The sequence below is a fragment of the Corynebacterium pseudotuberculosis genome, assembly GCF_002155265.1.
GTDB lineage: Bacteria > Actinomycetota > Actinomycetes > Mycobacteriales > Mycobacteriaceae > Corynebacterium > Corynebacterium pseudotuberculosis.
Genome location: NZ_CP021251.1, coordinates 981,090 through 994,081 on the forward strand (window position 1 = coordinate 981,090; position 12,992 = coordinate 994,081).

General features: G+C 51.5%; 9 protein-coding genes, 5 tRNA genes and 1 rRNA gene. 10 read left to right on the forward strand and 5 right to left on the reverse strand.

Features of this window, described 5'->3' with window-relative positions:
- Nucleotide 1 precedes the first annotated feature (1 nt).
- Both cydB and CpATCC19410_RS04595 read right to left on the reverse strand, forming a co-directional pair.
- Nucleotides 2-985: a cytochrome d ubiquinol oxidase subunit II gene (gene cydB / locus CpATCC19410_RS04590; RefSeq protein ID WP_013242557.1), complete on the reverse strand. Its 984-nt coding sequence runs from the start codon at nucleotides 983-985 to the stop codon at nucleotides 2-4.
- Between the two features lie 3 nt (nucleotides 986-988).
- Nucleotides 989-2,512, reverse strand: a complete 1,524-nt coding sequence (locus CpATCC19410_RS04595) for a cytochrome ubiquinol oxidase subunit I (protein ID WP_014300926.1) — start codon at nucleotides 2,510-2,512, stop codon at nucleotides 989-991.
- A gap of 269 nt (nucleotides 2,513-2,781) precedes the next feature.
- Here CpATCC19410_RS04595 and CpATCC19410_RS04600 point away from each other — a divergent pair.
- The 7 genes from CpATCC19410_RS04600 to CpATCC19410_RS04630 all read left to right on the forward strand — a co-directional run bounded on the left by CpATCC19410_RS04600 (nucleotide 2,782) and on the right by CpATCC19410_RS04630 (nucleotide 5,207).
- A tRNA-Lys gene (locus tag CpATCC19410_RS04600) sits at nucleotides 2,782-2,854 on the forward strand.
- A gap of 199 nt (nucleotides 2,855-3,053) precedes the next feature.
- Nucleotides 3,054-3,129 (forward strand) — tRNA-Glu (locus CpATCC19410_RS04605).
- 25 nt (nucleotides 3,130-3,154) lie between these two features.
- Nucleotides 3,155-3,228: transfer RNA gene (locus CpATCC19410_RS04610), tRNA-Asp, on the forward strand.
- A 154-nt stretch (nucleotides 3,229-3,382) separates the two neighbouring features.
- Nucleotides 3,383-4,459, forward strand: coding sequence for an iron-containing alcohol dehydrogenase family protein (locus CpATCC19410_RS04615; protein ID WP_013242555.1), 1,077 nt, complete (start codon nucleotides 3,383-3,385; stop codon nucleotides 4,457-4,459).
- A gap of 125 nt (nucleotides 4,460-4,584) precedes the next feature.
- Nucleotides 4,585-4,658 (forward strand) — tRNA-Asp (locus CpATCC19410_RS04620).
- A 21-nt stretch (nucleotides 4,659-4,679) separates the two neighbouring features.
- A tRNA-Phe gene (locus CpATCC19410_RS04625) sits at nucleotides 4,680-4,755 on the forward strand.
- 155 nt (nucleotides 4,756-4,910) lie between these two features.
- Nucleotides 4,911-5,207 (forward strand): GNAT family N-acetyltransferase, encoded by a 297-nt coding sequence (locus CpATCC19410_RS04630; RefSeq protein ID WP_014300925.1) that lies wholly within the window; start codon nucleotides 4,911-4,913, stop codon nucleotides 5,205-5,207.
- Nucleotides 5,208-5,269: 62 nt separating this feature from the next.
- Here the strand turns inward: CpATCC19410_RS04630 and epsC are convergent, their stop codons facing one another.
- Nucleotides 5,270-5,836 carry a serine O-acetyltransferase EpsC gene (gene epsC, locus CpATCC19410_RS04635; RefSeq protein WP_013242553.1) on the reverse strand — a complete coding sequence of 189 codons (567 nt, stop codon included), beginning with the start codon at nucleotides 5,834-5,836 and terminating at the stop codon, nucleotides 5,270-5,272.
- A gap of 181 nt (nucleotides 5,837-6,017) precedes the next feature.
- Complete coding sequence (gene cysK, locus CpATCC19410_RS04640) at nucleotides 6,018-6,953, reverse strand: cysteine synthase A (protein ID WP_013242552.1); 936 nt, start codon at nucleotides 6,951-6,953, stop codon at nucleotides 6,018-6,020.
- A gap of 770 nt (nucleotides 6,954-7,723) precedes the next feature.
- Here cysK and ramA point away from each other — a divergent pair.
- The gene (gene ramA, locus CpATCC19410_RS04650; protein ID WP_014522465.1) at nucleotides 7,724-8,563 is read left to right on the forward strand and encodes an acetate metabolism transcriptional regulator RamA; all 840 of its coding nucleotides are present in this window, start codon (nucleotides 7,724-7,726) and stop codon (nucleotides 8,561-8,563) included.
- Nucleotides 8,564-8,627: 64 nt separating this feature from the next.
- Here ramA and CpATCC19410_RS04655 read toward each other — a convergent pair whose 3' ends face one another.
- Nucleotides 8,628-9,200: a cob(I)yrinic acid a,c-diamide adenosyltransferase gene (locus CpATCC19410_RS04655; protein WP_013242550.1), complete on the reverse strand. Its 573-nt coding sequence runs from the start codon at nucleotides 9,198-9,200 to the stop codon at nucleotides 8,628-8,630.
- Nucleotides 9,201-9,238: 38 nt separating this feature from the next.
- On the opposite strand from CpATCC19410_RS04655, the gene murA reads away from it, so the two are divergent.
- Nucleotides 9,239-10,495, forward strand: coding sequence for a UDP-N-acetylglucosamine 1-carboxyvinyltransferase (gene murA / locus CpATCC19410_RS04660; RefSeq protein WP_013242549.1), 1,257 nt, complete (start codon nucleotides 9,239-9,241; stop codon nucleotides 10,493-10,495).
- A 737-nt stretch (nucleotides 10,496-11,232) separates the two neighbouring features.
- A 16S ribosomal RNA gene (locus CpATCC19410_RS04670) occupies nucleotides 11,233-12,752 on the forward strand.
- The last annotated feature ends 240 nt before the right edge of the window (nucleotides 12,753-12,992 follow it).

Consider the following 12,992-nt stretch of genomic DNA (forward strand, 5'->3'; position numbering starts at 1 on the left):
CCTAGTCGTGGCGGACGATGACTCTAGCGCGGAATACCCAGTAGGTCCAGCCTTGATAAAGCAAAACCAACGGAGTAATAAGAACTGCGGCCCATGTCATGACCTTTAATGTGTAGGCAGAGCTTGCGGCGTTGTAAATATCGAGTCCAACTCCATCTGCGAGTGTGGTTGGAAGTAATGACGGGAATAGTGCACCAAAAAGCAACACTGACACTGCACAAATGAGAACAGCCGTTGCGCTAAAGGCCCAGCCATCGCGTCGGAAGCTTAACGACGCCACCGTAGCTGCGCACGCGAGCACAATCACCGCGACTACTGCCCATGTCCAGGTTTTGCCAAAAGAAAGTTGTGTCCACAATGCAAAGGCTGCGCCAACGACAATAGTTGGTCCGATCATGACGCGCGCCACCCGGTGGACAGGCTGGATATTTGTTTTTAGCGCCAAGAAAGTGGCCCCGTGTAGGAGGAATACCGCAACAAAAGCGGCACCGCCTAGCAGAGCAAAAGGATTTAAAAGGGACAATAATCCGTGCAAACCGGAATCAATCTGTCGATTAGCGTCTACTGCGACACCGCGCACGATGTTGGCAAAAGCAACGCCCCACAACAACGCTGGGACCCAACTGCCAATACCAATGCCACGGTCGCACCAGCGGCGCCATGCGGCAGTATCAACTTTAGAACGCCATTCCAAAGCGACTCCCCGCAAGATCAAGCTGATGAGGATAAGGAATAACGGCAAGTAAAAGCCTGAAAACATAGTGGCGTACCATTCGGGGAAAGCCGCGAAGAGCGCGCCTCCTGCGGTAATCAGCCACACCTCGTTGCCATCCCACACAGGCCCGATGGCCTTGACAGCGGCATCGCGTTCGCGGTGTTTAAGAAAAGGCAACAACATGCCTACACCAAAGTCGAATCCCTCAAGGATGAAATAGCCGGTAAACAGGATTCCTACGAGGATAAACCAAATGATGTGCAGGTCCATCTGTTAGCTCCTAATTTCACGGTCGGTTGAGGATTTGTCTTTACCAAATTGCAGGATGCGCACGGATGAGTCCTCATCTTGCGGAGTGACCAATGGTGCAGAGTCCACATTGGTGGGCATCCCCTCTACAACCTTCTTCTTCATCAGCCAGAACCAGACACAAGCCAGGGCTCCATAAACAAGGGTGAAACCAATGAGGGAGGTAAAAACTACCCACACCGCGTTGTTGGATACGCCAAAGTCAACGATGAGATGGATGCGGTCCGCATTACCAGGAGATCCGGGAGCTGCGTCTGGGTTGGGAGCCACAACCCATGGCTGCCGACCCATTTCGGTGAAGACCCATCCCGCTGAGTTAGCAAGGAAAGGGAAAGGCAGAGCGATTAACGCACCAATCCCCATCCAGCGAGCACGGGGAACTGCGCCGCGTCGGGTGTACCAAAGCCCCACAACAGCGAGCACTATCGACGCCAACATCAACCCAATCATCGCGCGGAATGACCAATATGTGACAAACAGATTGGGGGTGTAGTTGCCGGGGCCGTATAGCTGCTCATACTGCTTTTGCAAGTGCTCTACGCCTTGTAGCGTCACGCCACTGAATTTATTTGCGGCGAGGAAACTCAGGACACCAGGCAGCTCGATGAGATGCTGTACCGCGCCACAATCGTTGTGGGTTCCTATGGATAAAACTGAGAAATAGGGGTCTGTGGCGGTTTGGCACAAAGACTCCGCAGCAGCCATCTTCATTGGCTGCTGAACAAACATCAGCTTTCCTTGAATATCTCCAGTAACCCCCAACCCTACGGCGCTTAGGATCGTTACCCACGATCCGATGCGGAATAGCGGACGCCATAAAGAAGCAGCTTCTTCGCGCTTTTCTGCGGAATCCTTGCGAGATTCCTTAATCATCCACCAACCGGCAATTCCTGCGACAAAGGTGCCTGCGGTAAGCAACGACCCGGTTACCGCATGAGGCCATGCAGCGAGTGCAGTGGGGTTGGTCAGTAACGCGGTGAGGGAGACAAGCTCAGCCCGCCCCGTCTCTGGGTTAAAGATGGCTCCCACCGGGTGCTGCATAAAGGAATTGGCCACGATGATGAAATATGCGGAAACGTTTACGGCTACGGCAACAAGCCAAATGGAGGCTAGATGGATCCACCGAGGTAAACGCCCCCAGCCAAAGATCCACAGGCCTAGGAATGTGGACTCGACAAAGAACGCGACAAGACCTTCTAACGCGAGAGGCGCGCCAAAGACATCACCGACAAACCTGGAGTACTCACTCCAAGCCATTCCGAATTGGAACTCCTGCACAATGCCAGTGACCACGCCCATGGCAAAATTGACCAGGAAGAGAGTGCCAAAAAACTTTGTGGCGCGCAGCCACTTGTCTTTGTTGGTCAGTACCCACGCAGTTTGAAAGCCTGCGACTATCGGTGCTAGCCCGATTGTGAGTGGTACAAAAATAAAGTGGTAAACAGTGGTGATTCCAAACTGCCACCGTGAAATATCAACCAGATCCATGGGAACTGCTTTCAGGGAAAAACGGGATAAAACCTTAAGGAAGTACTACGGTAACTTAATTGTCGCTAAACGGGACTAAAAAGTTTCCGATTGTGACAACTTTCATTGAGGGGCGGGGGTGTGTCCTGTTTTGTCGCATTCTGCTCGGTTTGCGAGACATTTTGTGTGGAGGTACTGACAAAATGCAAGGAAAAACCGACTGTCGGGGGGTGGATTTCACACTTGAAGGATGAAGGAGTAAAGTGCCAAACGCACCAGCAAATGGTGATGGGCCTTTAGCTCAGCTGGTAGAGCTACGGACTTTTAATCCGCAGGTCCCGGGTTCGAGCCCCGGAGGGCCCACAATTAGCCCCGCTTACTCTTGGAGTAGGCGGGGCTTTTTGTTTTGTACTCATGGTGTGGGCTTTACGTCATTGTTGGGGCGCCTCTTTCTCTCTTCTAATAAAAAGAAGCGTTTTTACCTGCTGTTTTGTGATTGTTGGAACATCAAGTATAGTTCTCTGCAGTCGAGCCGCTCAGCTAGCTGAGTATGGTGACACTTGCTCCCATCGTCTAGGGGCCTAGGACACCGCCCTTTCACGGCGGCGACACGGGTTCGAATCCCGTTGGGAGTACCACCACTTTTATGTGGTTTTGCGATACGGCCCTGTGGCGCAGTTGGTTAGCGCGCCGCCCTGTCACGGCGGAGGTCGCGGGTTCAAGTCCCGTCAGGGTCGCAATTAAGCGGCGAGTTTTTACTCGCCGCTTTTTGCTTTTTCAGTGGCTTACGGGGGTGAGGGGAAAAGCTTATGAAGCGGGATTGCACTACCTTGGTTAATCGACACCGAGAAGGTGAATCACGGAACTAGAATTTTCTGAGGTGTACTAGTTATGTCTTACTCGCTTCAACTTCCTGGCTATAGCATCGGCAAAGATGCGTATGGGAAAATTGATGAGGTCATTGCTTCTTATGGATACCGTGCAGTGGTTATCGGGGGCAAAACTGCCATAGAGAAAACCCGTGAGGCTTTTGAAGCTGCGCAAGAAGAACAAGATTTTGTTATCGAAGACTGGGTTGTTTATGGGCATAATTCCACTTATGGCAACGTCGATAAGCTATGCAGCCTTGAATCGGTGCGTAATGCAGAGGTGATCTTTGGTGTCGGGGGCGGCCGGGCGATTGACACGGTAAAGGTCGTTGCAGCGCGGTTGGAGAAGCCTCTCTTTAACTTTCCCACGGTGGGTTCTAACTGTGCAGCGGCAACAAACCTCTCTGTGATGTACAAGGACGACGATTCCCTGGAAGGTTACGATTATCAGCCGGGGCCTTGTCAGCATGTGTTTATTAATACTGCTGTGATCGCGAATTCTCCGGTGGACCTCTTCTGGGCGGGTATTGCTGACGGGATGTCAAAGGAATGCGAAGTCAAATTGCAATCTCGGGGCAAAGAGTTGACTAACGCTCCGCTGATGGGACGTCACCTGAGTTCTTCTGTGACTCCTGCGCTCATGGAGTATGGCTTCCGGGCGCTTCAGGACTGCAAGAATGCTCGCCCCTCAAGAGCCATCGAAGAAGTGGTCCTGGCAATCGTTATGACTTGTGGATATGTATCCAATATGACGGTCGATCCAGGGCAAACCTATTATTACAACTCTGCATTGGCGCATGCTTTTTATAACTCGACTACTGCGATACCCCGTTGTGTCGGCGTGCATCTCCACGGGGAGATCGTTTCCTATGGTGTGTTGGCGCTGCTGCAATACGACCAGGATTTCGAGCGCAAAGATCGTTACGTGGAATTTTATAAAACTATGGGCTTCCCGTTAACTCTCGCGGATTTGGACCTTAGCGAATCTGACGTGCCGGCGATTATGGAAAGAGTCCCGACCACCACCGAGTGGAAGGTTGGGGAATATGACTTTGGTCGGTTCGCCCGCGCGATCATTGACGCTCAAGTTTTTAACTAGCCCTAAACTTCGATTGTAATTTTTTGCTCTCAAGCTGCGGATTTGTGCGAGGTAATGAGTACTGTGTAAAGTCTTACCTCGTGCAAAGGGGAGCGTTCTTCCCAAGATTGCATATAAATAAATATGGCCCTGTGGCGCAGTTGGTTAGCGCGCCGCCCTGTCACGGCGGAGGTCGCGGGTTCAAGTCCCGTCAGGGTCGCGGATCACTTTTGTGGTCAGTGGCGCGGTAGCTCAGTCGGTAGAGCGTCCGCCTGAAAAGTGGAAGGTCACCAGTTCGATCCTGGTCCGTGCCACCATTAAAACCCCCATCCTCAGTGAGGATGGGGGTTTTGCGATGCTAGCGATGGCTAGGGCTCGTAGCGGGATGAAACGTTTAATGAAACATCGTGCAGCCTATGTTAGGGTGTGGCCGTAGAGAGTACTTGGACGTACAACTAATTAGAGGATGATTATGACACAGAACTCTCATGACAATATTGCAGTGGAACACGAGCCGGAGCAGAGCCGTTTTGCTCTTTACAAAGATGGAGAGCTTGGCGGATTTGCCAGTTACGTTGAGCGGGGCCAGTCTCGCGAATTCAATCACACAGTCGTAGAATCTGCTTTCCGTGGGCAGGGCCTATCAAAACCACTAATTAAGCACGCTCTTGATGCTAGCCACGCAGATGGTTTTTCTATCCTTCCAACGTGCTCTGCAATCAAGGATTTTATTGCCAAGAATCCTGAGTACCAAGAGGTTGTTATATAAGACAGAGATTTAAAAAAGGAGCAGTCGGACCCGACTGCTCCTTTAACGTTTTGGTGGAAGCACTAAATGTAATAATCCGGGTCCACAAGCTTTATCTTTTCACCAGCTCCACGTGGACGGTTTTTCGCGGGAATGCCCACCGCTATGTGGTTGGCCGGAACATCTTTTGTTACCACTGCATTCGCGCCGATAGCGCTTCCTTCACCGATAGTGATGGGCCCTAAGACCTTAGCGCCTGCGCCAATAGTCACGTTATCTTCCACAGTTGGATGGCGCTTTGTTTGTGTAAGAACCTGCCCGCCGAGGGTTACGCCGTGGTACAACATCACGCCTTCCCCAATCTCCGCGGTCTCTCCGATAACTATGCCCATGCCATGATCGATAAAGAATCGACGGCCAATGGTTGCGCCAGGGTGGATCTCAATACCTGTGAGAAAACGCGTGATTTGGGATAGAACGCGTGCTGGCCCTTTATACCCCCGGCCCCAGAGTTTGTGCGCCACTCGGTGTGACCATATGGCGTGCAACCCAGAATAAACAATGGCATTTTCCACGTCGCCGCGTGCGGCAGGATCATGATCCCGCGCATTTGCTAGGTCCTCGCGAATCATCTTGACGATGTTGTACATGGTTGTTGAGCCTATCAGTCTGTCTTTTCCTATTTAGGCGATTCAGCGTGTGACTATTAACTGGGGTGAATCTTCTAGAGGAATGAAGGTGTTTAAGGGATACAACCCTCCGTAGAAAAAATAAATTCCCATGTTTATCACTAACGCGGAGCTAGTGATAAACATGGGACTCGGTAATTTTTTAGTCGCGAATATCCTCGAATAGAGCAGTGGAGACGTAGCGCTCACCGTAATCCGGGACGACAGTGACTATGGTCTTGCCTTCATTCTCTGGACGGGCAGCTATTTCAAGGGCTGCTTTGAGGTTAGCTCCTGCAGAGATACCCCCAAGGATGCCTTCCTGTGCTGCTAGCTGACGGGAAACCGCAATGGCGTCTTCATTAGTAACTGTGAGAACTTCCTCGTAGATCTTTTGATTGAGGACCTCTGGAATGAAGTTGGCTCCCAGTCCTTGGATCTTGTGAGGGCCGGCTTTACCGGTGGTAAGCAGGGGAGAAGCTGCCGGCTCAACGGCGTAAATTTTAATATCGGGATTGTGCTTCTTTAATGTCTCGCCCGCCCCCGTGATTGTTCCGCCGGTGCCGATGCCGGCTACAAAAATATCAACCTGGCCCTCGGTGTCCTTCCAGATTTCTTCACCTGTGGTGTTGCGGTGGACCTCAGGATTTGCGGCGTTGGCAAATTGGCTGGCCAGAATAGCATTGCCTCGCTCACGGACGATCTCATTTGCCTTATCCACGGCCCCCTGCATGCCTGCGGCACCGGGTGTCAAGATAATTTCTGCCCCATAGGCACGGAGCATAACGCGGCGTTCCAGAGACATTGTTTCCGGCATCGTAAGGACAACGTTGTAACCACGGGCTGCGCCTACTAACGCAAGTGCAATGCCTGTGTTTCCAGATGTTGCTTCGACTATAGTTCCGCCAGGTTTAAGAGCACCAGATGCTTCCGCTGCGTCCACGATGGCTTTACCAATGCGGTCTTTAACCGAGTTGGCTGGATTAAAAGACTCTATTTTTACCAGAACGTTGCCTGGAAGATCTTGTGCCAGACGGTTAATACGAACGATTGGTGTATTGCCAATGGTGTCCAAAATGTTGTCATAGACCTTAGCCATAGCTGTCGGGCTCCTTAGTCAGATTAATTCTATGTAGATAGCAGTTACGGTTTTGCACCTCATCGCGACCTTACCCTTCCTCGTTGAAAAATACCAGACAGTTTAGTCTTTACATATAGACAAATCTGTCCATAAAGCCTTGGTCAAAGGTATTTTTTACCTCAAGACTATTTATGTCTCCGGGATGGAAAGGCGGGTTGTCGCATGGTAAATTCTTATGTAAAGAATATCAAAATCACGGTTTTGTATGGGGTGTATATAGATGAGATCTAAGTAAGTTCCCGTCATGTCCGTGATATGTGTCACATTGCAATGGTGGTCCTGTTTTCTTTTTCGGGCAAAACGGACATTTTGGACGGCTGTCGTGACTCGGGGTGGGGTAAATCGGGGGCTGTAGGGGAACAGAAATTAAAAAAGTGGAGGTGGTTATTTTCATCATGTGGCGAGCTGTGTAGCTCTCATAATATTCGCGTTTTGCGTGAGTGTGCAGGGATATTTAGGTAATTTATCTGAGATGATGAGATTTTTGATCCTTAAATATGTGGGACGTGTTCCACTTATTGAAAATGATTCCATGATGGAAGGGCACCCCCTGTATTCCGACAAAACGGACATATTAAAAACAATGCGTCGGAACGGGGCGCTTTTGACTACCCCCGTAAAGTAGATATACTTTCGCCAGTTGCACATTTTCGCTCAGGAATGGATTTAAGTGAACCAACGGATTTGTTGGAGGCTTGCCTGACCGAGCGTCTGACAGGAGGCTTACAGTGGAATCTCAACGCGTCAAAGATGATGACGATGCGATCCGCTCTGCGCTGGCATCACTAAAAAATGCCACTGGTATCCCAGTGACCATGTATGCGACCGTTCAGTCGGATAATCGCCTACTAATTAATCAGTGGGTAGGATTGCGTACTCCCGCGCTTCAGAATCTGACGATTGAAAACGGCGTAGGCGTAGGCGGGCGAGTGGTCAAGACTCGTCGTCCAGTAGGCGTGAGTGATTACATGCGTGCCAACGTGATTTCGCATGATCTGGATCCTGTCATTCAGGACGAAGGCTTGCATTCGATTGTGGCAGTCCCCGTCATTGTGCATCGCGAGGTTCGCGGAGTCCTATATGTCGGCGTTCATTCCCCAGTTCGCCTTGGCGACAAAGTGATTGAAGAGGTCACTATGACTGCCCGGGTTCTAGAACAAGATCTCGCTATTATTGCTGCTTCTCGACGCTCCGAGGGGTTGCGTGGCGCGGCAAAGCAGGGGCGCATGATAAACGGCGCCGAGTGGGAACAGATTAGGGCCACTCACTCCAAGCTGCGTATGCTGGCTAACCGCATTGATCATGAAGAACTGCGTCAAGAACTTGAAGAGCTCTGCGATCAAATGGTCGCCCCTGTTCACGTCAAGCAGACGACTAAGCTTTCCGCTCGTGAACTCGATGTTCTTTCTTGTGTAGCTCTTGGGCATACCAACGTTGAGGCTGCCGAGGAAATGGGGATTGGTGCAGAAACGGTGAAGAGTTACTTGCGTTCTGTTATGCGTAAGTTGGGTGCTCACACCCGCTATGAAGCCGTGAATGCAGCCCGCCGCATTGGTGCGCTGCCCTGATACGGGCCTCATAATCACACACAAGGGTAAGAGAAAACTCTTACCCTTGTCGTCTATTTAAAAGTTAGCGGCTTCCTCCGGGGACCCACTTCACGTCATCACTATCGTTTGCTACGCGGCTCAAAATGAACAATAAATCACTGAGTCTGTTGAGGTATTTAGCTGGTAATACTGACGTGGTGTCTGGATGTGCCTCTATAGCTCCCCATGCGGCACGCTCCGCGCGTCGGGCTATAGTTCGCGAGGAATGTAATAATGCGGCGGCTGGGGTGCCACCTGGGAGAATAAAGGAATTGAGTTTTTCCAGGTTCTCGTTGAAAAAGTCACAGTCTTTTTCAAGATGATCTATATAAGATTGCTCGATGCGCAGCGGTGGATATTCAGGATCCTCTGCGATGGGGGTGGCTAGGTCGGCGCCGGCGTCGAAAAGCTCATTTTGGATGCGGCTTAGGCAGGAACGAACTGTGTCGGGAACCTCGGATAACGCCAGAACTAAGCCAAGCGATGCGTTGAGTTCATCGCAATCTGCGTAGGCAATGAGCCTGGGGTCATTTTTGGAAACTCGGGAGAAATCGGACAGTCCGGTGGTGCCATCATCACCGGTACGCGTGTAAATCTTTGTCAAATGAACAGCCATAAACCCAACCTACGTGATAAGTCAGTAGGGTTGGGAGGGTGAAAGAAAGATTTTTAGTGACGGGTGGGGCCCGACTCGAAGGCTCCGTACGAGTAAGCGGCGCAAAAAATAGCGTTCTCAAACTTATGGCGGCAGCTCTGCTTGCAGAGGGGACAACCACGCTAACTAACTGTCCGCAGATCTTGGATGTTCCTTATATGATCCGAGTGCTCGAAGGGCTGGGGTGTTCGGTGGAATCCGATAACGGAACAGTGCGTATCAGCACCCCCGCTGAGATCTCTAGCGACGCAGATTTTGACGCCGTACGCCAATTCCGTGCATCAGTTTGCGTGCTCGGCCCCCTTACGGCGCGCTGCGGTCGAGCGGTTGTGGCCTTACCGGGCGGAGACGCCATTGGAAGTCGGCCTCTGGATATGCATCAGAGCGGCCTGGAAAAGCTCGGGGCTAAGACTCGTATTCAGCATGGGGCTGTTGTTGCGGAGGCGGAACAGCTGAGGGGAGCGAAAATTACGCTTGATTTCCCTTCCGTAGGAGCAACGGAGAACATTCTCACCGCGGCAGTGCTTGCCGACGGCACCACCATCCTTGATAACGCAGCGCGAGAGCCCGAGATTTTTGACCTGTGCACCATGCTCAAAGAGATGGGGGCCGATATCTCTGGTGAGGGAACCTCAACAATCACGATCACGGGCGTGGATAAGCTGTATCCCACTGAGCATGAAGTAATCGGCGACCGCATTGTCGCTGGAACCTGGGCTTATGCGTCAGCCATGACTCAAGGTGACATTACTGTGGGCGGTATTGCGCCACGGAACCTTCACCTGCCGTTGGAAAAACTCAAAGTAGCTGGTGCGGAGGTAGAGACATATGAACACGGATTCCGTGTACGTATGAACCGCCGTCCTCAGGCTGTGGACTATCAAACATTGCCCTTCCCCGGCTTTCCTACCGATCTTCAGCCAATGGCCATAGGAATTGCGACTGTGGCCCAAGGAACGTCTGTAATCACAGAAAACATCTTTGAAGCGCGTTTCCGCTTTGTCGACGAGCTGATGCGGCTTGGCGCAGACGCCACAGTTGATGGGCACCACGTTGTTTTACGCGGGGTAGAACAGTTGTCTTCTACTCCAGTGTGGAGTTCGGACATTAGAGCTGGTGCCGGGTTAGTCCTGGCCGGCTTGTGTGCTGAAGGCGTAACTGAGGTCCATGACGTCTTCCACATCGATCGCGGATACCCCAATTTTGTTGAAGATTTACGACGTCTAGGTGCCACCATCGAGCGAGTCTCTGACTAAGCACGCTTCTTATCCCCAGGTTCACTGCTGTGACCTGGGGATTTGTGTGTTGTGTTGAGGGTGTGTAACTTTATGTGAGTCGCCGCGACCGACAGCGCCCCTCACAGAGGCAAACACCACACAGTGGTTGTTGATTAGTGAGTGTAAGGCGAGAGGAAAACGAGCAGGCGATAAACAAAAATTATTCTTACATTCAGTACATGCTGGCTTTGTGGTTGGTGTGTGTGGGTGTGGGTGTGTTGTTTGAGAACTCAATAGTGTGCCAATGTACTTATAATATTTTTTATGGTTGACATGGCGGTAGCTACGTTGTGTAGTGGCAGCAATATGTTTTGTTACATGGTTGTGTGATGATCACGATGGTGCAGTATCGACCGGCAAGTGTGGCTTGCTTGTAAAAGATTGTGCTGTTTGTGGAAAAAATGTTGTTGACATGAGGCGTTGTTATGGTGCTGATGCGTGCATGATGTTGTGTTGTGTGGGTGTTGGTGGCTGTGGAAACGTGTGATGCTTGTGCTGTGATGCTCTGGGTGTTGTGCTTGGGGTGTTGTGGTGTGGGTGTTGGGTGATTGTTGTGTTGTCTCGTCAAGGCATCGATGGTCACTGTTTTGTTGTACTTTTTTCATTGTTTTTTGTTGAATGATCAATGAAATGTTTTTTTTTGTTGGTTGTTTGTTTTTTGCCAGTTTTGGTTGGGCTTTTCACGAAGCCTGGTTGGTCTTTTATTGGACTGATTTTTTGTGGAGAGTTTGATCCTGGCTCAGGACGAACGCTGGCGGCGTGCTTAACACATGCAAGTCGAACGGAAAGGCCCCTTCGGGGGTGCTCGAGTGGCGAACGGGTGAGTAACACGTGGGTGATCTGCCTCGTACTCTGGGATAAGCCTGGGAAACTGGGTCTAATACTGGATAGGACCGCACTTTAGTGTGTGTGGTGGAAAGTTTTTTCGGTACGAGATGAGCCCGCGGCCTATCAGCTTGTTGGTGGGGTAATGGCCTACCAAGGCGTCGACGGGTAGCCGGCCTGAGAGGGTGGACGGCCACATTGGGACTGAGATACGGCCCAGACTCCTACGGGAGGCAGCAGTGGGGAATATTGCACAATGGGCGCAAGCCTGATGCAGCGACGCCGCGTGAGGGATGACGGCCTTCGGGTTGTAAACCTCTTTCGACAGGGACGAAGCTTTTTGTGACGGTACCTGTATAAGAAGCACCGGCTAACTACGTGCCAGCAGCCGCGGTAATACGTAGGGTGCGAGCGTTGTCCGGAATTACTGGGCGTAAAGAGCTCGTAGGTGGTTTGTCGCGTCGTCTGTGAAATTCCGGGGCTTAACTCCGGGCGTGCAGGCGATACGGGCATAACTTGAGTGCTGTAGGGGAGACTGGAATTCCTGGTGTAGCGGTGGAATGCGCAGATATCAGGAGGAACACCGATGGCGAAGGCAGGTCTCTGGGCAGTAACTGACGCTGAGGAGCGAAAGCATGGGGAGCGAACAGGATTAGATACCCTGGTAGTCCATGCCGTAAACGGTGGGCGCTAGGTGTGAGGGTCTTCCACGACTTTCGTGCCGTAGCTAACGCATTAAGCGCCCCGCCTGGGGAGTACGGCCGCAAGGCTAAAACTCAAAGGAATTGACGGGGGCCCGCACAAGCGGCGGAGCATGTGGATTAATTCGATGCAACGCGAAGAACCTTACCTGGGCTTGACATATACAAGATCGGCGTAGAGATACGTTTTCCCTTGTGGTTTGTATACAGGTGGTGCATGGTTGTCGTCAGCTCGTGTCGTGAGATGTTGGGTTAAGTCCCGCAACGAGCGCAACCCTTGTCTTATGTTGCCAGCACGTGATGGTGGGGACTCATGAGAGACTGCCGGGGTTAACTCGGAGGAAGGTGGGGATGACGTCAAATCATCATGCCCCTTATGTCCAGGGCTTCACACATGCTACAATGGTCGGTACAACGCGTTGCGAGCCTGTGAGGGTGAGCGAATCGCTGAAAGCCGGCCTCAGTTCGGATTGGGGTCTGCAACTCGACCCCATGAAGTCGGAGTCGCTAGTAATCGCAGATCAGCAACGCTGCGGTGAATACGTTCCCGGGCCTTGTACACACCGCCCGTCACGTCATGAAAGTTGGTAACACCCGAAGCCCATGGCCCAACCAGTTTCTGGGGGGAGTGGTCGAAGGTGGGATCGGCGATTGGGACGAAGTCGTAACAAGGTAGCCGTACCGGAAGGTGCGGCTGGATCACCTCCTTTCTAAGGAGTTTTTGTTTTTCAATGGGCACTGGTTGGTGTTTGTTGTTTATTTTTTTAATCCGGGTGGATCGGTGTTGTGTGTGATTGTGTGCTGCTAACAGTTGGTGGCTGTGCATGGTTGTGTGATGGTGTGTTGTTGTGTGTTGTGTTGATTGTGGGAAGTGTTGTTTGTTGTGTTGGCATGCTGTTGGGTGTCTGGGATGATGCACTGTGGTGTTGATTCTTGTGGCTGCTTGTTGT